This window comes from Mycobacterium interjectum, from assembly GCF_900078675.2.
Lineage (GTDB): Bacteria > Actinomycetota > Actinomycetes > Mycobacteriales > Mycobacteriaceae > Mycobacterium > Mycobacterium interjectum.
Map to the genome: position 1 here is coordinate 3,404,994 of NZ_LT546237.1, position 20,278 is coordinate 3,425,271.

General features: G+C 67.4%; 20 protein-coding genes. 10 read left to right on the top strand and 10 right to left on the bottom strand.

The genetic code is table 11. From position 1 onward, the window contains the following. Window positions 1-3: 3 nt before the first annotated feature. From BN4348_RS50765 to BN4348_RS50775, 3 genes are read left to right on the top strand one after another with little or no spacing between them, the layout of a single operon-like run. Entirely contained in the window at window positions 4-1,101 is a 1,098-nt protein-coding gene (locus BN4348_RS50765; RefSeq protein ID WP_066915789.1) for an acyl-CoA dehydrogenase family protein, read from the top strand. Window positions 1,102-1,125: 24 nt separating this feature from the next. Next, complete coding sequence (locus BN4348_RS50770; RefSeq protein WP_066916072.1) at window positions 1,126-1,911, top strand: acyl-CoA dehydrogenase family protein; 786 nt, start codon at window positions 1,126-1,128, stop codon at window positions 1,909-1,911. 56 nt (window positions 1,912-1,967) lie between these two features. After that, window positions 1,968-2,231 (top strand): DUF4190 domain-containing protein, encoded by a 264-nt coding sequence (locus tag BN4348_RS50775; protein ID WP_066915791.1) that lies wholly within the window; start codon window positions 1,968-1,970, stop codon window positions 2,229-2,231. Here BN4348_RS50775 and BN4348_RS50780 read toward each other — a convergent pair. Then, a complete protein-coding gene (locus BN4348_RS50780) occupies window positions 2,228-3,403 on the bottom strand; it encodes an acyl-CoA dehydrogenase family protein (protein WP_066915793.1) in 1,176 nt (391 codons plus the stop codon). The two genes, BN4348_RS50775 and BN4348_RS50780, sit on opposite strands and share 4 nt — an antisense overlap. A 219-nt stretch (window positions 3,404-3,622) precedes the next feature. On the opposite strand from BN4348_RS50780, the gene BN4348_RS50785 reads away from it, so the two are divergent. The 4 genes from BN4348_RS50785 to BN4348_RS50800 all read left to right on the top strand — a co-directional run bounded on the left by BN4348_RS50785 (window position 3,623) and on the right by BN4348_RS50800 (window position 7,409). Continuing rightward, window positions 3,623-4,273, top strand: coding sequence for a TetR/AcrR family transcriptional regulator (locus BN4348_RS50785; protein ID WP_066915795.1), 651 nt, complete (start codon window positions 3,623-3,625; stop codon window positions 4,271-4,273). A gap of 208 nt (window positions 4,274-4,481) precedes the next feature. After that, the gene (locus BN4348_RS50790) at window positions 4,482-5,684 is read left to right on the top strand and encodes a cytochrome P450 (protein ID WP_066915797.1); all 1,203 of its coding nucleotides are present in this window, start codon (window positions 4,482-4,484) and stop codon (window positions 5,682-5,684) included. A gap of 28 nt (window positions 5,685-5,712) precedes the next feature. Next, complete coding sequence (locus tag BN4348_RS50795) at window positions 5,713-6,561, top strand: mycofactocin-coupled SDR family oxidoreductase (RefSeq protein WP_066915799.1); 849 nt, start codon at window positions 5,713-5,715, stop codon at window positions 6,559-6,561. An 11-nt stretch (window positions 6,562-6,572) separates the two neighbouring features. After that, window positions 6,573-7,409, top strand: coding sequence for an SDR family NAD(P)-dependent oxidoreductase (locus tag BN4348_RS50800; RefSeq protein WP_066915801.1), 837 nt, complete (start codon window positions 6,573-6,575; stop codon window positions 7,407-7,409). A gap of 133 nt (window positions 7,410-7,542) precedes the next feature. On the opposite strand, the gene BN4348_RS50805 is transcribed toward BN4348_RS50800, so the two are convergent. The 9 genes from BN4348_RS50805 to BN4348_RS50845 form a co-directional block, all read right to left on the bottom strand. Beyond that, window positions 7,543-9,969, bottom strand: a complete 2,427-nt coding sequence (locus BN4348_RS50805; protein ID WP_407937908.1) for a CaiB/BaiF CoA-transferase family protein — start codon at window positions 9,967-9,969, stop codon at window positions 7,543-7,545. After that, window positions 9,969-10,964, bottom strand: coding sequence for an enoyl-CoA hydratase/isomerase family protein (locus BN4348_RS50810; RefSeq protein WP_066915803.1), 996 nt, complete (start codon window positions 10,962-10,964; stop codon window positions 9,969-9,971). Before BN4348_RS50810 ends, BN4348_RS50805 begins: the two co-directional genes overlap by 1 nt. A 54-nt stretch (window positions 10,965-11,018) precedes the next feature. Next, a complete protein-coding gene (locus BN4348_RS50815) occupies window positions 11,019-12,146 on the bottom strand; it encodes a M24 family metallopeptidase (protein WP_066915805.1) in 1,128 nt (375 codons plus the stop codon). Then, the gene (locus tag BN4348_RS50820; RefSeq protein ID WP_211145817.1) at window positions 12,136-13,314 is read right to left on the bottom strand and encodes a M24 family metallopeptidase; all 1,179 of its coding nucleotides are present in this window, start codon (window positions 13,312-13,314) and stop codon (window positions 12,136-12,138) included. The genes BN4348_RS50815 and BN4348_RS50820 overlap by 11 nt, the downstream gene beginning before the upstream one ends. Before the next feature lie 59 nt (window positions 13,315-13,373). After that, window positions 13,374-14,435 (bottom strand): amidohydrolase family protein, encoded by a 1,062-nt coding sequence (locus BN4348_RS50825; protein WP_211145818.1) that lies wholly within the window; start codon window positions 14,433-14,435, stop codon window positions 13,374-13,376. A gap of 172 nt (window positions 14,436-14,607) precedes the next feature. Further along, window positions 14,608-15,852: a cytochrome P450 gene (locus BN4348_RS50830; protein ID WP_066915809.1), complete on the bottom strand. Its 1,245-nt coding sequence runs from the start codon at window positions 15,850-15,852 to the stop codon at window positions 14,608-14,610. 1 nt (window position 15,853) lies between these two features. Further along, a complete protein-coding gene (locus BN4348_RS50835; RefSeq protein ID WP_066915810.1) occupies window positions 15,854-16,048 on the bottom strand; it encodes a ferredoxin in 195 nt (64 codons plus the stop codon). A 10-nt stretch (window positions 16,049-16,058) separates the two neighbouring features. After that, window positions 16,059-16,724 (bottom strand): TetR/AcrR family transcriptional regulator, encoded by a 666-nt coding sequence (locus BN4348_RS50840; protein ID WP_066915812.1) that lies wholly within the window; start codon window positions 16,722-16,724, stop codon window positions 16,059-16,061. A 126-nt stretch (window positions 16,725-16,850) separates the two neighbouring features. Further along, complete coding sequence (locus BN4348_RS50845; protein WP_066915814.1) at window positions 16,851-17,663, bottom strand: SDR family NAD(P)-dependent oxidoreductase; 813 nt, start codon at window positions 17,661-17,663, stop codon at window positions 16,851-16,853. Window positions 17,664-17,823: 160 nt separating this feature from the next. On the opposite strand from BN4348_RS50845, the gene BN4348_RS50850 reads away from it, so the two are divergent. From BN4348_RS50850 to BN4348_RS50860, 3 genes are read left to right on the top strand one after another with little or no spacing between them, the layout of a single operon-like run. Beyond that, a complete protein-coding gene (locus tag BN4348_RS50850; RefSeq protein ID WP_066915816.1) occupies window positions 17,824-18,591 on the top strand; it encodes an SDR family oxidoreductase in 768 nt (255 codons plus the stop codon). 18 nt (window positions 18,592-18,609) lie between these two features. Then, the gene (locus BN4348_RS50855; RefSeq protein ID WP_066915818.1) at window positions 18,610-19,353 is read left to right on the top strand and encodes an SDR family NAD(P)-dependent oxidoreductase; all 744 of its coding nucleotides are present in this window, start codon (window positions 18,610-18,612) and stop codon (window positions 19,351-19,353) included. Between the two features lie 7 nt (window positions 19,354-19,360). Continuing rightward, window positions 19,361-20,227, top strand: coding sequence for an ABC transporter substrate-binding protein (locus BN4348_RS50860; protein ID WP_066915820.1), 867 nt, complete (start codon window positions 19,361-19,363; stop codon window positions 20,225-20,227). The last annotated feature ends 51 nt before the right edge of the window (window positions 20,228-20,278 follow it).

Genomic DNA, 20,278 nt, shown 5'->3' on the forward strand with positions numbered 1-20,278 from the left:
GCCGTGAACGTCGAGGAGTTCCGGGCGGCCCTGCGCGCGTGGCTCGATGAGAACGACCTGACCCCCGGGCCCGACCACTCGCTGCAGGGCCATATGCAGCAATTCGCCCGGGTGAGTCGGGCGCTGTATGACGCCGACTGGATGCGCTACAGCTGGCCGAAAGAAGTCGGTGGGCTGGGCGGGCCCGCCGTGCTGCGTGCGATCGTCGGCGAAGAGGTCGTCGGTCGGCGGCTCGCCGAACCGGGTCCGTACTCGATGCTCGAGGTGCTCGCGCCCACGATGATCGACTACGCACCGGCCGGACTCGCCGCCCAGATGGTGCCCCGGCTGCTGAGCGGTCGCGAGCACTGGTGTCAGGGCTTCTCCGAGCCGGGGTCCGGCAGCGACCTAGCCTCGCTGACCACCCGCGCCACGCCCGACGGCGACAACTGGATCATCAACGGGCAGAAGGTCTGGACCAGCTTCGCGCAGTTCTCGACACGCTGCGTCCTGCTCACCCGCACCGCGCCGGGCCACGACGGAATCACGGCGTTCTTCGTCGACCTGGACACCCCGGGCATCACGATTCGTCCGCTGCGCACCATGCACGGCGTCGACGAGTTCTGCGAGGTGTACTACGACGACGTGGTGGTCCCGGCGGCCCGGATGCTGGGGCGGCCGGGCGACGGCTGGCGACTGGCGATGGACCTGCTGCCCTATGAGCGTTCCACCTGCTTCTGGCAGCGAATCGCCTACCTGTACTCACGATTCGATGAACTCATCACCGAAGCTTCGGCGGCCGGGGACCCGGACGAATCCGCGCTCGGCGCGGCCTATCTCGCACTCCACACCGTGCGCTGCCGGTCCCGCGACACCCAGCACCGGCTGGGTGACGGTGCGCGGCTCGGGGCCGACACCTCCATCGACAAGGTGCTGCTGGCCACCGCCGAACAACGGCTCTACGACACCGTCCACGACCTCCTGCCCGCGACGCTGGAACTCGACGACACACCGTGGCGCGCGGAGTACCTGTACTCGCGCGCGGCCACCATCTACGGCGGAACCGCCGAGATCCAGCGCAACATCATCGCCCGTCGGCTGCTCGACCTCGGGAAGGAGTGAATCGTGGATCCCGAGGCGCTGCGCATGCTGGCCGATTCCCTGCGCACCACCATGACCGCCGCGAGCGGGACCAAGCTCGACGCGGCGTTGTCCGACGTCGGCTGGCGCGAGATGCTCGATGAAATACCCGGCATTGCAATACCTTTGGTGTTCCGGCTGCTTGGCGAGACCGGCGCGCACGCCCCCGTCCTCAACGACGTCGTGCTGAGCGCGGCCGGGTCGGCGGCCGGCGGCACCGTGGCGCTGCCGTTTGCCGGCGGCTCCTGGGTGCTGTGGGATCGCGGCGACGATTCCGGTTCGGCGATCGACGGCGAGCTGCCGATACACCGCGTGGCGCAAGGGGATCCGATGCCGCAGGCCGCGCTGGCCGCCGGCCGGCGCGCGGTTGGCTGGTGGCTGATCGGAACCAGCCGGGCGATGCTGTCCCTGGCGCGCCGGCACGCCCTGGACCGCGTTCAATTCGGCCGGCACATCAGCTCCTTTCAGGCGATCCGGCACCGGCTGGCCGAGACGCTCGTCGCGATCGAAGGCGCCGAGGCGACCCTGGCCGCCGCCGCACCGCCGGACGACCCGGACGGGTTGGCCGCCCTGTTGGCCAAGGCCGCGGCCGGTCAGGCCGCGCTGACCGCCGCGCGCCATTGCCAGCAGGTGCTGGGCGGCATCGGTTTCACCGCCGAGCACCCGCTGCACCGCCACGTCAAGCGGTCGCTGCTCCTCGACGCGCTGCTGGGCAGCGGCCGGGAGTTGACCCGTGAGGCCGGAACGATGCTGCGAGCCAAAGGCTTTGCGCCCCGGCTGGCCCAGCTGTAACGGCCGGCCGCGTTCCTGCGCGTACACTCGTCTGGCAACCACGAGGATGGGACGCGATGAGTCAGCCCGATGCACCCCAAAACGAGGTCGGCGTTGCTTCGCTGCTCGTGGGCCTCGTTGCGCTCCTCACCTGCTGGCTGCTCATCGGGGTGCCCTTCGGCATAGCCGCGGTGATAACCGGCGACGTCGCCCGCAGGAGAGTGCAGCGCGGCGAGGCGAACAACCCGCGAATCGCCCTCGCGGGCATCGTATTAGGGGCGGTGTCGATCGCCGCCGGACTCGTCGCGATCGGTTACTACGCCTGGTCGGACGCCCGCTAGTTGCGCGGCAGGCCGAGCACCCGTTCGGCGATGATGTTCCGCTGGATCTCGGACGTGCCACCGGCGATGGTCGCGGCAAAGCTGCGCGCGTACCGGTCGAACCAGCTGCGGTAGTGGCTGTCGAGGTTCAGCGGGGCGAACGGCGCGGTGATCGCGTGGTACACGAGCCCGTCGGCGCCGGCGGCGCCCAGCGCGTCCTCGGAGGCGCGTTGCAGGGCCTCGGAGCCGAGCAGCTTGAGCACCGACTGCGCGGGCACGTCCTCCTCCCCGCGGGCCGCGCGCGCCAGGGCCGCCGACCCCAACAGCCGCAGCGCATAGGAATCCATCACCAGGGTCGCGTAGCGGTCGCGCTCAAGCGATCCCGACGGAGTGAAATCGACGGTCAGCTCGCGCAATAGGTCGACGTAGCCCATCCACAGCATGACCCGTTCGTGGCCGAGCGAACCGGTCGCCACGCGCCAGCCCCCGTTGAGTTCGCCCACCAGGTTCTCGGCCGGCACCCGCGCGTCGGTGAAAAACACCTCGTTGAAGTCGATTTCGTCGTCGGCGCACATCGACGCGAAGGGGCGGCGCACCACACCCGGGGTGTCGGTGGGAATCATCAACGCGCTGATGCCCTTGTGTTTCGGCTTGTCCGGATCGGTGCGCACGAACGCCAACAACACGTCGGCGTCGTGCGCGCCCGACGTCCACACCTTCTGCCCATTGACCACGAAGTGATCTCCGTCCAGCACCGCCCGTGTCTTCAACGACGCCAGGTCCGAGCCCGCGCCGGGCTCGCTCATCCCCAGCGACGCGGTGATCTCGGCCCGCAGAATCGGCACCGCCCATCGCCGCTGCTGCTCCTCGGTGCCGAACGTCAACAACGACGCCGCGATGATGCCCACGCCCTGCGGATTGAAGCTTTGATAGATACGCCGGCGCCCCAATTCCTCCAGGTACACATATTGCTGCAACAGCGTGGCGTTGCGACCCCCCAATTCGGGTGGATTGCCGGGCAGCAGCCAGCCGCTGTCGAAGAGCAGCCGTTGCCAGCGCCGGGCCCATTCCGGGATGTGGGAACTCGAGCGCGGACGCTCGACCGCCTCGGCCTCCGAGGGGAGGTGTGCGTCCAGAAAGGCCACGAACTCGGCGCGAAACGCCTCCACGTCGGCGTCAAAGGTCAGCTGCACTGGACTCCTCGAATGGCGGTTTCCGGATTCTCCGGGACGGCGCGTTATGCTCCCCGCGATTGCGCTTCCATACACGCGTCTAAGAGAATAGTATTCTCGTCGTGAGAAAGTTACAATCTCCGACACGGCGTCCATAGGGGGTCGAGCGCACCGATGGCACGGCGTTCTCCGGTAGAGTCCAACCATGTTCTCCCCACGCGGCAATCACCTGAGCCGACCGTGACGAGTCCAAGCGAAGAGCCCGCCTGGAAGCAGCGCGCCGTCGAAAGATCCATCAAAACCGCGAAACTGCGGGCGGCGCAGCGCGTTCAGCGTTTCCTCGACGCGGCGCAGGCCATCATCATCGAGAAGGGCAGCACCGACTTCACCGTCCAGGAGGTCGTCGACCGGTCCCGCCAGTCGTTGCGGAGCTTCTACCTGCAGTTCGACGGCAAACACGAGCTGCTGCTCGCGCTGTTCGAAGACGCGCTGAGCCGTTCGGCCGACCAGATCCGGGCGGCCACCGAGAGCCAGACCGATCCGCTGGAGCGCCTGAAGGTCGCCATCGAGCTGTTGTACGAGGCGTCACGCCCCGACCCGACGGCCAAGCGGCCGCTGTTCACCGACTTTGCGCCCCGCTTGTTGGTCACGCATCCGGCCGAGGTCAAGGTCGCCCACGCCCCGCTGCTGGCGTTGCTCACCGAGCTCATGGAGGCGGCCTCCGACGCCGGCAAGCTGCGCGCGGGCGTCAACCCCCGGCGCATCGCCGCCATGGCCATGCAGACCGTCATGTTCATCGCGCAATCCAGCGGCGGCTCCGACGACGCGACGATCCACCCCATCACCGCCGATGAGGTATGGGATTTCTGCTCACGCGGATTCGTCGGCTGACCCTTAAGGGCCCGTTCGGCATGGAAAACCTGAGCAAATAGCGCACGCCGTTTGCCTCCTGAGAATCGGATTCTCTAATATATAGAACCAGACCTAGCTGAAACGGATTCGTCGTTGACACCCGTTGGCGGGTGATGACAGAGTCACATGCGGCACGATCCGCGATTCCGGGGGGGAACGCGGTTCCGGCGAGAGGGATTGACCACCCGTGACACTCAGCGCGCCCAGCGAAATCCACTTCGATCCATACGACGTCGGGCTGAACGCCGACCCCTACCCGATGTTTCGGCGGCTGCGGGAGGAGGCGCCGCTGTACTACAACGAGCAGCACGACTTCTTCGCGCTGGGCCGGTTCGACGACGTGGACCGCGGGCTGGTCGACTACCAGACCTTCAGCTCGGCCAAGGGCGCGATCCTCGAGCTGATCAAGGCGAACATCGACATTCCGCCAGGGGTGATCTTGTTCGAGGATCCGCCGATCCACGACGTCCACCGCAAGCTGCTGTCCCGGATGTTCACCCCGCGCAAGATCAACGACCTCGAGCCGAAGATCCGCGAATTCTGCGCTCGCAGTTTGGATCCGCTGGTCGGCACGGACCGGTTCGACTTCGTCGCCGACCTCGGGGCGCAGATGCCGATGCGGGTGATCGGCATGTTGCTGGGCATTCCCGAGGAGTACCAGGAAGCCGCGCGGGATCGCGCCAACGCGAACCTGCGCACCGAAGCGGGCAAGCCGATGGATGCGACGGCCGACCACATGATGAACGGCGAATTCTTCGGCCAGTTCATCGACTGGCGGGCCGAGCACCCCTCCGACGACATCATGACCGAACTGCTGCACGCCGAGTTCGAGGACGAGACGGGGACCGTGCGCCGACTCACCCGCGAGGAACTTCTCATCTACATCAGCGTGGTCTCCGGCGCCGGCAACGAGACCACCACCCGGCTGATCGGCTGGGCCGGCAAGGTCCTCGCCGAACACCCCGAGCAACGGCGCGCGCTGGTCGCCGACCGGTCGCTGATCCCCGCGGCGATCGAGGAGTTGCTGCGGTTCGAACCGCCGGCGCCGCACGTCGCCCGGTACGTCACCCGCGACGTCGAGTACTACGGCCAACGTGTACCCGCGGGCAGCGTCATGATGATGCTCGTGGGCGCGGCCAACCGTGATCACCGCCAATTCCCGCCCGACGGTGACGTTTTCGACATTCGCCGCGAACCGCGCCAACACCTGACGTTCAGTGTCGGCACCCATTACTGCCTCGGCTCGGCGCTGGCCCGACTCGAGGGCCGCATCGCGCTCGAAGAGATCTTGAAGCGCTTTCCCGACTGGGACGTCGACCTTGACGCGGCCAAGCTGTCCCCGACTTCCACCGTGCGGGGATGGGAGACCATGCCGGCCGTTCTCGGCTGAGCTGTAAAAGGAAATGAGGTAGGAGCCAATGACTGGACGCGTTGAAGGCAAAGTCGCTTTCATCACCGGGGCGGCGCGCGGTCAGGGCCGCAGCCACGCGGTGCGGTTGGCGCAAGAGGGCGCCGACATCATCGCCGTCGACATCTGCAAACCGATCCGCGACGGCCTCCCGGACACGGCGATTCCCGCGTCGACACCCGAGGATCTGGCGGAGACGGCCGACCTCGTCAAGGGCCATAATCGCCGAATCGTCACGGCGGAAGTCGACGTGCGCGACTACGACGCGCTGAAGGCCGCCGTCGACAGCGGCGTGGAGCAGCTGGGCCGGCTCGACATCATCGTGGCCAACGCGGGCATCGGCAATGGCGGTGAAACGCTGGACAAGACCAGCGAAGAGGACTGGACGGAGATGATCGACGTCAACCTGTCCGGGGTGTGGAAATCGGTGAAAGCCGGTGTCCCGCACATCCTTGCCGGCGGCCGCGGCGGGTCGATCATCTTGACAAGCTCGGTTGGCGGGCTCAAGGCCTACCCGCACACCGGCCACTACGTCGCCGCCAAACACGGCGTCGTCGGCCTGATGCGGGCGTTCGGGGTTGAATTGGGGCAGCACATGATTCGCGTCAACTCCGTGCATCCCACCCACGTGAGCACCGCGATGATCATGAACGAGGGGACCTGGCGGATGTTCCGGCCGGATCTGGAGAACCCGGGTCCCGACGACATGGCGCCGATCTGTCAGCTGTTCCACACGCTGCCGGTCCCGTGGGTCGAGCCGGTGGACATCAGCAACGCGGTGCTGTTCTTCGCCTCCGACGAGTCCCGCTACGTCACCGGGGTGACCCTGCCCATCGACGCGGGTAGCTGCCTGAAATAGGGTGCCGTCGTATGGACGGATTCGAAGGACGCGCCGCGGTGGTCACCGGTGGGGCGAGCGGCATCGGGTTGGCCACCGCCACCGAGTTTGCCCGCCGCGGGGCGCGGCTGGTGCTCGCCGACGTCGACCAGCCCGCGCTGGAACGGGCCGTGGAGCACCTGCGCGCCGAGGGCTTTGACGCGCACGGGGTGATGTGCGACGTGCGGCATCTCGAGGAGGTGGTTCACCTCGCGGACGAGGCCTTTCGCCTCCTCGGCGGGGTGGACGTGCTATTCAGCAACGCCGGGATCGTCGTCGCGGGCGAGATTTCGGCAATGACACACGACGACTGGCGCTGGGTGATCGACATCGACCTGTGGGGCTCGATCCATGCCGTCGAGGCCTTCCTGCCGAGGATGCTGGAGCAGGGCACCGGGGGCCATATCGCGTTCACCGCGTCGTTCGCCGGACTGGTGCCCAACGCGGGCCTGGGTGCGTACGGCGTTGCCAAGTACGGCGTCGTGGCCCTGGCGGAGACGCTGTCCCGCGAGGTCAAGGACAACGGCATCGGCGTATCGGTGCTGTGCCCGATGGTCGTGGAGACCAAGCTGGTCTCGAACTCGGAACGAATCCGCGGCGCCGACTACGGGCTGGCGTCGGCGCCCGACGTGACGGGCTCGCTCGGCCCGCTGCCGGCGCAGGACGAGGGCGTGAGTGTCGACGACGTCGCCAGGCTGACGGCGGACGCGATCGTGGCCAACCGGCTCTACGTCCTACCGCACGAGGCGGCCCGGCGCTCGATCAAGCGCAGGTTCGAGCGCATTGACGGCACGTTCGACGAGCAAGCCGCCGAGGGCTGGAAGCACTAGCGGCTGGCCGCGGAGCGCACCGGAATGAACAGCGCCGCCACCGCCAGCACGGCCAGGGGCTTCGGTGCAGTAGTGCGTTCATGCCCTCTAGACTCCGCGGCGCTCACAGATGTGACACCGCGACCACCGTCGGTCACATCGCGGGCGCCTGCCCTATGACGCCATCGGCTTCCAGGCCCGCGATCTCCGAGTCGGTCAGACCCAGCTGGGTCAGCAATTCGCGATTGTGCTCGCCGAGCAGTGGCGCGTGCCGGGTGTGGAAAGAGCCGGGTCCGTCGGAGAACCTCATCGGCACGGTGCTCAGCCGCGCCGGACCGCTGACCGGGTGATCGACCTCCTCGAAGAAGTGTCGAAACGCCAGCTGTTCCAATTCCGTTTGGCGATGCGGCTGCATGACCTTGGCCACCGGCACGCCGGCCTCCCAGAGGGTGGTGACGATCTCGTCGCGGCCGCGGGGACCACACCACGTGGCCAGGTGTTCATCGATCAGATCGTGGTGTGCCGCCCGGCCGGCCGCGGTGGCCAGCTTCGGATCGGCCGCCCACGAGGGCGACCCAAGCGCCTTGCCCAGGCGTGCCCACTGGTCGTCGGTCGCCACCGCGATGGCGACCCAGCTGTCGGGGCGGCCGAACTCGTCGATATCCGCGCTGCGGTAAAGGTTTTGCGGCGCCGCCGTCGGTCCCCGGTTGCCCGCCCGTTCCGGCAGCGCGCCGTAGGCGGAGTACTCGATGACCTGCTCGGCAGAGATGCTGAGCGCGGCGTCCACCATCGCCGCTTCCACCAGCACGCCCTGGCCGGTGCGGCGACGGTGCTCCAGCGCCAGCAGCAATGCGTTGAGCGCATGCATACCGGCGTTGGGATCGCCGATCGAATACGGGTCGTACGGCGTGCGGTCGGGATAGCCGGTCATCCAGCTCACGCCCGCCGCGGCCTCGATGACATAGGCGAACGCCGGGTTGTCGCGCCACGGGCCGTCCAGGCCGAATCCGGGCATCCGCAACAGGACCGTGTCGGACCTGATCGCTTGAATCGCAGGGAAGTCCAGCCCCACCTGGTCCAGCACCCGGGGTGTGAAGTTCTCCGCGACCACGTCGCACGTCGCGATGAGCCGGCGGAGCAGCTCCCGGCCGCGCGGACTCTGCAGGTCCAGCGTCAGCCCCTTCTTGTTGGTGTTCAGCGCCGCGAAGATCGGTGACTTCTCCCACCACTGGGCTTCGGTGATCGGTAGGCCCGCGATCAGGCGGGTGCCGTCGGGGCGGCGGGCGGATTCCAGGTGGATGACTTCGGCGCCGAGCATGGCCAGGAAGTGGGTGGCGCACGGGCCGGCCCAAAACGTTGTCATGTCCAACACGCGAAGCCCGCTCAGCGGCAGTCGGTTTGGGCGTTCTTCCGAAGTCCTCGGCGCCGGCCGGGTGGCGGCGCCGGCGGTCCGGTAGCGCGAGGTGTGCTCCCCCAGCCGCGGCGCGGGGCCCGGCGGACGCAGCCGGGGGGGCCCGACGCGGTACGGATGCCCGGGCTGCTGAAATCCGTCGCGCGGGTTGCGCACGAACGATCCGCGTTCGCGGAAGTGGTCGAGCGTTGCGATGTTGGCGCCGTTGGCAACCGGCGCGTTGGGGATTCGGAACGCCGTCGCGAGCTCCCGGATATCGTCAACCGTGTTGCTCTCGACCCACGCGTAGATCTCATCGGCGTGGATGTTGGCCTGCTCGGTGATCGTCAGCGGCGATTCCTCATCGATCCACTCGGGGTGCCCCACCATCGCGCAGAGGTCGAACCACTGTTGGGCGGTGCCACAGCCGAGGTCCACCAGCCCGTCTTTGGCGCGGGCCACACCCGGCACGGTGAGCCGTCTCTGGTCGCGCCACGGGCGTCCGAGCATTTCAAAGTAGGTGACGGGATAGTAGGTCAGGCAAAGGATCTGCGTCTCCAGCATCGACAGGTCCAGCAGTTGTCCCCGGCCGCCGCCGGTCCGGCCGTACCGCGCTGCCAGCAGGGCGGCACTGGCGCAGACCCCGGCCAGGTATTCCCCCACCTGCCCGCCGACGAATACCGGCGCGAAGTCGGGCTCCCCACGTCCGAGTCCGATGATTCCCCCGGACCAGGCCTGCAGCGTGAACTCGGTGGCCGCCCGGTGCCGCCAGGGGCCCTCGAGCCCGAAGGGCGTGATCGACACGACGGTGAGGTGCGGATGGCGGTCGTGGATGGCGGGCGGCGTGAAGTCCGGGCTTTCGGCCAGTCCCGAACCACCGGACCACACCACCGCCTCCGCGGCGGCCAGCAGCCCGTGGACCAGGGCGACGTCGTCGCCGACATCGGGATCGGCGACGACGCTGTGCTTGGATCCGGCAAGGAAGCTGAACAACGCGCCGTCCTCGCCGGGCCGGATGGCGGCACCCGAGGCCGACCAGAGACGCAACGGATCGCCTTCTGGCGGCTCAACTTTGACGACGTCGGCACCGCCGTCGGCCAGCAACTTCGTGCAGTAGGCGCCCGCTATCCCGGTGGACAGGTCGACCACGGTATAACCGGCCAGCGGGAATTCGGGGAGTGGTTGCGCCACTAGTACTTTCTCTTCCCCTTGGAGTCCTTCTTGCCGCGCCCCTTCTTGCTGAGACGCCATTCCGGCGGGAACTTGTCGTCGTTGTCCTTGACCGCGTCGCCCAGTCCGCGTTGGATCGCGTCGTCGAGCGTGAAGTCGCCGTCGGCGTCCCGCTGGGCTTTGCCGCCCACCGACTCGAAGAAGCCGCTGAGCATGCTGCCCAGGTATTCACCCTGAAACTGCTTCATGATTTCGAAGAAGACCTTCTGCATGAACACGGTGTCGGTGGGTCTGTTACGCGCGCACGCCAGTGCGTACTTCTGCACCTCGGCCTCGAGCTGGTCCCGGGAGACAACCTTGTTGAGAAAGTTGCAGTCGTACATCTCGGCGGCGGTGAAAGCCCTTCCGGTGAATACCATTTCCTGAAATTTCCGGATGCCCATGGTCTGCGCCCACCACCACATGCGGGGTCCCCAGCCGAAATACCGGAAGGAGGGATGGCCGAAAAGAGCGTCGTCGCTGGCGATCACCAAGTCGGCGTCGGCCGCCTGATAGAAGTGCCAGCCGTAGCAGTAGCCCTTGACCTCGAGGATGCTGATCTTCTTGAAGTCCTGCAGCCCGCGGATGCCGGAGTTCGGGTTGGCATACCACTGCCCCAGGGTGGCGCCGCGCCGAAACGAGCCGTCCGGCGGAAAGTTGACTTCGTCTCCGCCGATTCGGTACTCGGCAAGCCGTGGTCCCTGGTCCACCGAATCCTGCACCCGCATTTCCTCGGTCAGATCGGCACCGGAGCCCAGGTCGTCACCTTCGCCGCGGACCACCAGCACCTTGACGTCGTCGTCGATGCCGGCGCGGTGCAGCAGGTCGGCATAGCGCAGCCGCGCAGCGATCGTCGGCGCGTTCAGGTGGCTGGGCCGGTCGAAGGTGATCGTGGCGATGCGGGTCTCGGCATCCTTCTCGTACCGGATGACCTTCTCGTCGTCTGGTTCGGAGGGCACGCTATGCCTGCGAGACATAAACCGCTGCGAGGGATTTCGGCGTGTCGTCGCAAAGGTTGACGTGTCGCGGCATTATCCCTGCCAATGCGGGCTCGACGTCAGCACTTCGGGTCCGTCGGCGGTGATCAACACGGCCTCGCGTCCGAACACCGCACCGACTCCTTGCTGCCAGACATAGCCGGTCACGGCCAGCACCATTCCCGGCTCCAGTCGATCGTCGGCCGCGGTGCGGGGCAGGTGCTGGGACACCACCGGCGGGTCGAAGCCCATGCCCAGGCCCCGGGCCACCGGCATCGGGGGCGCCGCCTCGCCCGCGGCTTCGTAGGCGGCCAGCAGTTCGCCGGCCGCCGCGCCGGGCTGGCATGCCGCTAACAGCCTGGCGCACAGGTTGTCCCACCGGCCGTACAAGGCGGGCGCACCCCCGACACCGCCCGCGGGCCATGTCCGGCCGACCTCACCCATGTAGCCCCCGGCGAGCACGCCGGCCGAGAGCGCCACCAGGTCACCGTCTTGAACGCGCCCGTTGCGGTTGTCACCGTTGACTCGCCGCCACGGGTGATCCGGCGAGGTAATCCAGGCGAATTCTTGATTGGACGGCGTACTCACACCGCCGGCCGCCATCGCCTCCAGCATGACGCCGGCCAGCGTTTGTTCGCGCACGCCCGGCTGCAGCTCGGCCACCGAAGCGGCCAGGCCGGATTCGGCCATCGCGATCGCCTCCCGCAGCGCCGCCACCTCCTCGGCCGTCTTGATCCGCCGGGCGGCACGCATGGCGAGCTCCCCGTCGACCAGCTCGGCGTTGGGGAAGGCGGTGGGCAGCAGCTGCGCGAAAGCCGGTGAGAGGGCGTCGGTTCCGACACGGCGCGCGGAGGCCGCCCCGTCGATGCGCCGCAGCGCGGACATGGTGTTCACCGGGTTCCACGAGATGCCGTAGAGGTTTTCGTGCGGGATGTCCTCGGGAACGCCTTCGTCCCAGGTGCTGAGCAGGTGGATCGCGCCGGTTTCGCGCACCAGCACGCAGGACGGGCCGAACGGCCGGGTTCCGGCGACCCACAGCTGCGGGGCGCCGGTCACGTAACGGATGTTGGCCTGGCGGCCGAGGACCAGGACATCGAGGTCGTGTACCGCCATCTGCTCGAGCGCCCGCCTGCGGCGCCCCGAGCGCAGCGCCCGGTCGTCGGGGCAAACTTCAACGGACATGAGAGCCATAGGGGGCGTACGGGTAGTCGGTCAATCGAGTCGTGCCTTTCTCGGTAATCACCACGACCTCCTCGCTGCGGTAGCCACCGGTGCCGTCTTCCCATACCACCGGCTCCAGCACCAGCACCATGCCCTGCTGCAGGACGAAGTTGTCGTCGAACTCCTGTCCGAGATCCGTTCCGATCATGGGCATCTCGGCCGCATTGACGCCGATGCCGTGGCCGAGATAGAAGTGCGGCAGCCAGGGCCGGCTGCCGCCATTGGCAGCAATGGCGGCGCGGCCGAGATCACCGGCGGTAGCGCCGGCGCGGGCCACGCCCTCGACGGCGGTCATGATCTCCTGCCACTCGTCGAACTGCGCCCGCTGGCGCGGGGACGGGTCGCGGCCGACCAGCCACGTGCGCCCGAAGTCCGAGCAGTAGCCGTGGTAGGTGATGCTGACGTCGGTCCACAGCACGTCGCCTTCGGCCAGTTCGCGCTCGGTGCTCAACAGCGGCAGGGCCAGATCGCCGTGCGTGGTCCACACCCCTTCCGCCTTGCTGGGGGGCATCACCTGCCAGATCGGTTCCAGCATGCTGGCCATGGCGCCCAACTCGAAGGCCCGCCGCAGAAAGCTGGCCGACAGGTCGATCTGGCGGACGCCGGGAGCCAGCGCCTTGTGCACGTCAACCATCGCCTCGTCGGTGATCCGAACCGCGGTGCGGATGCAGGCCAGTTCGTCCGGGGTCTTGACGACCTTGGCGGCGCTGACGACGGCGGACGCATCGGCGGGAGCGCCGTTGGGGAACAGCGACTTCGCGGCACGCGACATGGCACCGGTGCACTCGTCCACCGCGATCACGGCCCCGGCCGGTATCAGGTCGGCCAATTGTCGGGCGAAATCGGCCACGCCTTCGTCGAATTCGAGGTAGACCGGCCCGTGCAGGTGGTCGGCGGGCAGCTCCGATTCGTGCGCGACGCCTGCACGAAACGGCAGGAACAGATGCGGCCACTCGTCGCCGGCGACCACCACGGCCACGGGCCGCTCGACGTAGGACATTCCGGCGTCGCCCAGCGGCCAACTCGTCCCGGTGGCGTAGACCACCGCGCTGTTGCCCAGCAGGATCAGCGCGTCGACGCCGCGTTCGGCCATCGCCGCCCGCAGACGAGTTCCGGTCTCGCGGCGCATCCGCGTCAGGTCGGGTATTTCGGGGATCGCCAGCCCGCCCGCCGGCGCGAAAGCTGTCACTACAGCCCCAGGAATTTGGTCACGTTGCCGCTGACGATGCGTGCCGCATTCTCCGGCCCGACGGCGTCGACGACGGCGGCCAACGACTTTTCGGAATAACCGTAGGTGCTTTCGTTGTGCGGGTAGTCGCTGGACCACATCACCTTGTCCACACCGATCTTGTCGATCAACTGCAGACCCAGGGGGTCGACCATGAACGACGCGCTCATGTGAGTGTCCCAGTAGTAGCGCACGTCGTGCTCCAAAGGGCGGTTGAACATGTGCTGATAGGACGCGACCAGGTGCTCAGCGTCTTGCAGCGCCCACGGCACCCAGGAGATGCCGCCCTCGAACCAGCCGAGGCGCAGCGCCGGGTGCCGGTCGAGGATGCCGCCGAAGATGTACTTGGCGAACGTTTCCCGGAATCCGTCGATGTTGATCATCATGCCGACGACCACGCTGTTGAACTCGGTCGGGCTCTTCGGCGGCGTCTCCCCGATGTGGTGGGTGATCGGAAGGCCGGCGGCTTCGATCTCGTCCCAGACCGCGGTCATAGACGTGCTCGAGTAGTCGATCGGGTTGCCGTCGTCGTCCTTGCCGGGGTTCAGCGGCAGCAGGAACGTCTTGAGCCCCAACGACTTCAGTTCTTCCAGCGTGCGCCGGGCGCCCTGCGGATCCCACCAGTTGATCAGTCCGGCGCCGTAGAAGTGACCGTCCGAGCGCTCCTGAAGCTCCGCGATGTACTCGTTGTAGATGCGGAATGCGAGTTCACGAAGCTTCTTGTCCGGGTAGTGGAACAGCGCCAGCACCGCGTTGGGGAACGCCAGTTCCTTGTCGACGCCATCCTCGCGCAGCTCCTGGATGCGGGCCTCGATGTTGGTGCTGGCGGCCCCGGGCAGGTCGTCGTACTGCATCAGCACCGCGCTGAAGTCACCCGGCAGGAACGACTGGCCCTTGCGCCCCACCTGATAGGCGCCGTCCTCGTACCAGATCCGCGGCGCCTTTTCCTTGAGCTCCTCGGGGAAGCGCTCGTAGAAGATGTCGGCGGCCAGGGAGATGTGGTTGTCGGCGGAGAAAACCACCGTCCCGTCCGGCAGCCCCACGTTGCTGCCGACGGCATGCCCGCGGCGATCCTTCGGTGCGCCAAAGCCTCCCGGCGGGTAAAGCGAAACGGTGCCTGTTTGAGTCGTCATCATTGACCCTCCATTCGGGATCGGCATTTTCGACAGTAATCGGCGAGACAAAGAAAAGAACTCACCACGTCACCGGCAATTCGTAGACGCCGTAGGCAAGCCGGTCGTGTTTGAACGGCACCTCCTCGAACGGGATGCCCAGTTCCAGCGTCGGAACCCGGCGGAATAGCGTGCGGTAGACGATTTGCAGCTCCGCGCGGGCAAGCTGCTGCCCGACACACTGGTGCCGCCCGTAGCCGAACGCCACATTGCGATCCGCACCCGAGCGGTGCAGGTAGAGCCGATCCGGTTCGGTGAACACACGCGAATCCCAGTTCGCCGGGGCCAGGTCGATGATGATTCCCTCGCCGGCACGGATGACCTCGCCGGCGATGGTGATGTCTTCGAGGGCCACGCGGCGCTGGCCGTTCTGGATGATGCTGAGGTAGCGCAACAGTTCCTCGACCGCGTTCGCGACGATCTTGGGGTCCTCGGCGTCGCGGATGACGGCCAACTGGTTCCGATTCTGCAGCAGCGCAAGGACTCCCAGCCCGATCATGTTCGAGGTGGTCTCGTGGCCGGCGATCAGCAGACCGGTGCCCAGCTGCGCGGCCTCTTTGACGCTGAGTTCGCCGGCTTTGACCCGCTCGGCCAGGTCGGACACCGCGTCTTCGGCCGGGTTTTCCATCTTGGCCTCGACCAGCTGGGCGAGGTATTTGTGGAGGCTCATCGCGCCCTTGACGGTGTCCTCCCCAGTCGCGTAGCGCGCGAGCCCGACGTTGGCGTGGTGCTGGAACATGTCGGCGTCTTCGTACGGCACGCCCAGCAGCTGGCTGATCACCAGCGAGGGGACCGGCAGGGCCAGCGCGGTGACGAGGTCGGCGGGCTGCGGCCCGGCGAGCATCGCGTCGATGTGGTCGTCGGTGAGCTGCTGGATGGTCGGCCGCAACCCTTCCACCCGCTTGAACGTGAAGGGCTTCGACAACATCCGCCTGAACCGGGTGTGTTCCTCGCCGTCGGAAGTGAACACGGATCGCGGGCGCTTGTGCACGGTGGACAACATGCCCTCGTTCCAGTGCGGAAACCCCGGCGTGCGGTCGTCGACGCTGACCCGCGAATCGGAGAACAGCTCGCGCACCTGGTCGTAGCCCGTGATGAGCCACGGCGTGCTGCCGTCCCAGATCCGAACCCTGCTCAGCGGCCTGGCTTCGGCGAGCGCCATGACGTCCGGCGGCGGGGCGAACGGGCAGCGCGCATCCCGCGCCATCGGATAGTCCGGGATCCGCGGACCCGCTTCGGTCTTGGTGCTCGTCAGTGTGTCCGACATTTCATTCCTCGACGTGAATGGCCAGTGCGGGGCACGCCGCGGCAGCGCGTCGTGCGCCGTCGGCCTGCTCGGGCGTTGGATGGGGATTGAGCAAGACGACCACGCCGTCGTCGTCACGCTGGTCGAATACCTCCGGCGCGTTCAAGACGCAGTTACCCGATGACGCGCAAATGCCCTGGTCGACGGTGACTTTCATCTGCGGACCCCTAGTCGTCCGGTGTCACGGGCGCCAGCCACAGGCCCACGATCGCGTCGATGAGGCCGGATGCCGCTGCGCGCCAGGATGATTGGTGCATCGATGAACCCGTCGCCAGCGCGCGTTCACGGTCGGCGCAGGTGTGCATCAACAGGTTGCGGGCCATGATGTTGCGTTCGAATCGCACCTCGGCCGGCAGGTTGGGCAGGCAACCGTTGACCCCGTCGACGACCTGAACCAGCGACGGGGAGCTGAGCGCCCCCTTGACGATGATGTTGTAGTAGGCCGGGTCGGTCATCGCCTGCGCGGCGAAACGCGCGTACCAGGTGGGGTTCCCGAGCTGCTCGAGGTGGTCGGTGAGCGGGCGCACCAGGCAGGCCACCCACGCCCGCATGTCGGCCGAGCGACCCGATTCCAGCACCTCGGCCACCATGCGTTCGCGAAGCTGCTCGACCGGACCGCGGTGCTTCTGCTCGATGGCGCGCACTAGGTCGGCCTTGGTGCCGAAGTGGTATCCGACCGCGGCGTTGTTGCCCTGTCCGGCGGCCTCGCTGACCTGCCGGTTCGACACCGCGAACATGCCGTGCTCGGCGTACAGCCGCTCGGCCGCCACCAGGATCGCCTCCTGAGTGGAACTCGCCCGCTCGGTGCGAACGGTCCTGCCTGCCGTGGTCATGCCGCTAGTCAACCTCGTCCACCACTTTAAGTCAAGCGCTTGATTTAACTCTATGTCGTCTAACGTGACGCTGCCGTGACGCTGGGGTCCGGGCGTGACGGCACCGTCACGCTCGAGCGGCGCCTGTCACCCCTCGCGCTTCTTGGATCGGATCGCCTTGCCCGCCACGGTGCCCCCGTCGACCGGCAGCACGGTGCCCGTGACGTAGCGCGACCGGTCGCTGGCGAAGTACAGCGCCGCCTCGGCGATGTCCTCGGCGGTGCCCTCGCGCTTCAGCGGCCGGTCGGCGCGCATCGTCTCGCGGATGCCTGCCTCGAACCGCTCGAGCTGCTCGGCATCCATGTTCATGGCCGACGTCTTCAACAGCGGCGTAGGTATGTTGCCCGGCGCGATGGCGTTCACCCGAATCTCGTAGTGCGCCAACTCGATCGCCGCCGACTTGGTGAACTGGATGACCGCCGCTTTGGACGCGCGGTAGGTCATCACGCCGCCGCCGGCCTGGATGCCGCCGATCGAGGTCATGTTGATGATCGAGCCCCCGCCGTGGGCGGCCATGTGCCGGGCGGCATCTCGGGTGCCCGCCATCACGCCCAGGACGTTGACCGCCATGATGCGGTGGAAATCGGCCAGATCGTCCTCGATGAATCGGCCGTGCATGGTGCCCGAGACCCCGGCGTTGTTGACCATCACGTGCAGACCGCCGAACTTGTCGACGGCCGCGGCCACCAGGGCCCCGACCTGTTCCGGGTCGGAGACGTCCGTGCGCACGAAGAAGGTGTCGGGCCCCAGCGCGGCCGCGAGCGCCTCACCCTTGTCGGTTTCCACATCGGCGATGACGACCCGCGCACCCTCGGCCGCAAACTTCTCCACCGTGCCGCGCCCGATCCCCGATGCCCCCCCGGTGACGATGGCCACCTTGCCCGCCAGATCGTTGACCACACGACGAGTTAATCGGCGGTGGCCGCGTTAAGTCAAGCAATTGATTTAAGCCGCCCGCGACCTGCGTCTATATCAATTCACTTTCTACCGACTTCAAGGGTTCGCGCAGAAGTGGAATGCTGGGTTCACCAGTCATCGGCTACTTCGGGAGGGCTAAATCATGAAGATACTGGTTATCGGCGGTACCGGGCTCATCGGCTCGCAGGTCATCGCCGATCTGACCGCGTTGGGACACGAGGCAATCTCGGCCTCCCCTCACTCGGGCGTCGACTCGGTGACCGGCGAGGGTCTCGGGGAAGCGGTGGCGGGCGTGCACAAGGTGGTGGATGTGTCCAACTCGCCGTCCTTCGACGACGACCCGGTGATGCACTTCTTCACCGCGTCGACCAAGAACCTTCTCGCCGCCGAGCGCGCGGCCGGTGTGCAGCACCACGTCGCCCTCTCGATCGTGGGCGCCGACCGCGCCCCGGACAGCGGCTACATGCGGGCCAAGGTTGCCCAGGAGAAGCTGATCGAGGAATCGGGTAACCCGTATTCCATCGTGCGAGCGACCCAGTTCTTCGAATTCGTCAATGCCATCGCCGATTCGGCAACCGACGGCGACACCATCCGCCTGCCGGTCGGGGCGTTCCAGCCGATCGCCGCCAAGGATGTCGCCACCGCCGTCGCCGGCGCGACGATCAGCGATCCGACCAACGGCATGACCAACATCGCCGGCCCCGAGAAGCGCGGGATGGACGACTTCATCCGGACCGCCCTTGCCGCATCCGGCGACCCACGTCAGGTGGTGGGCGACCCCGAGGCCCGCTATTTCGGTACCAAACTCGACGAGCACACCATCGTTCCCCTCGACAGCGAAGACCCCACGATCTACCCCACCCGCTTCAGCGACTGGGCCGCCGCTCGACAGACCAGTGACGCGCGCTAGCGGGCAGGCGGGGCACTGATGCCTCGGGTTGCATTGATCACCGGGGCCAGCCGGGGGATCGGCGCGGCGACGGCGCGGGTCCTTGCCGAACGCGGGTTTCGGGTGGTGGTCAACTACCACTCCAGCGCGCCGGAGGCCGAGGAGGTGGTCGCCGGCATCACGTCGTCCGGCGGTGAGGCCGTGGCGATCAAGGCCGACGTCACGGTGGCGGTTGACGTCTCCGCCATGGTCGACGAAACAGCGCAGCGCTGGGGCGCAGTGGACGTGCTGGTGCACAACGCGTTGATCCCGTTCGTCGTCACCTCCTTCGCCGACCTCACCTGGGAACAGCTGGGCGGCAAGGTGGACGCGGAGCTGCATGCCGCCTACATGCTGACGAAGGCCGTTGTGCCGGAAATGGTTTCCCGTGGTTATGGCCGGCTGATCTATCTGAGCACCGGGCTGTCCCGACGGCCGCGTGACGGGATGATCGCGCTCGGCACGGCGAAGGCGGCCCTAGACCAGTTCGTTCGGTACGTTGCGCTCGAGCTGGCACCGCATGGGGTCACCGCCAACCTTGTCGCACCGGCCACCGTCGGCGGAACGACGGTGACCGGCCAGCTCACGCCGGATCGGGTGCGTGCGCTGGGAGAGGCCGCTCCGATGGGACGGCTGGTGACGCCGGACGAGGTCGCCCACACCATAGCGTTCTTGGCAAGCGAGGACTCCGGTTTCACCACCGGGCACTATCTGCCGGTCAACGGCGGCATCGCGATGGACTGAACGCGACATGCACACGATCGACCTGGCCTACGTCGGGCGCGGCATACACGAGGAACTGATCGCCTACATCGCCGATCAGGAGGGCTACTTCCAAGACGAGGGCGTCCACGTCGCGGTACGGGACGGAATCGCCTGGGATACAGAGCGTCTGCGCTCCTGCGCGACGATCGGCCTCGGCCGGAGCGTGCTATCGCGCCTGACCCACGGCATCGAGTGGACGGTGCTGAGCGTGAACACCCACCGCCCGCTGTTCTGGTTCCTCGGCGGCCCGGGGGTGTCCGCCATGGCGGAGCTTCGCGGACGCCGGCTCGCGGTACACGCGGGGCACACCGCCCCGGGGTGCTTCGCGCGGATCGTGCTGCGCCGGCACGGCCTTGACCCCGACCGCGACCTCGAGTGTGTGGCGCGGGCTCCTGGTGACTACCAGATGGATCTGCGGAGGCTGCGCGATGGCTCGATCGATGCCGCGTACGTCGGCAGCACCATGGCACCCGAGCAGGTCGCCGAGGAGGAAGGGTTCCACGTGCTGGCCTGGGTGGGGGATCATTTGCAGATCCCCACCGTCGGGGTGGCCGTGGATGCGACCCGCCTTCAGGTCGACAGCCCGGCGGTGCAGGCGGTGGTGCGGGCGAACCAACGCGCGCTGCGGACGATGGCCGAAAGACCCGATCTCGCCGTCGATTACGTGGCATCGTTTCTGGATCGGCTGACGCGCGACGAGGCGCAACGCCACTACGAGCGCTACGTCGGTCCGTGCTACACCGCCGACGGCCGGGTGGACCTCGATATCGCCCAACGTGGGCTCGACGCCGTCGCGGCCGAACTCGGTGTCCCCTCGGCACCGGCCGACCAGATCTACCAGCACGCCCGCTAACTCTTGCGTTCCGGCCAACCGCCGAGCACGGTATAAGGCGCCGGGGGCGGG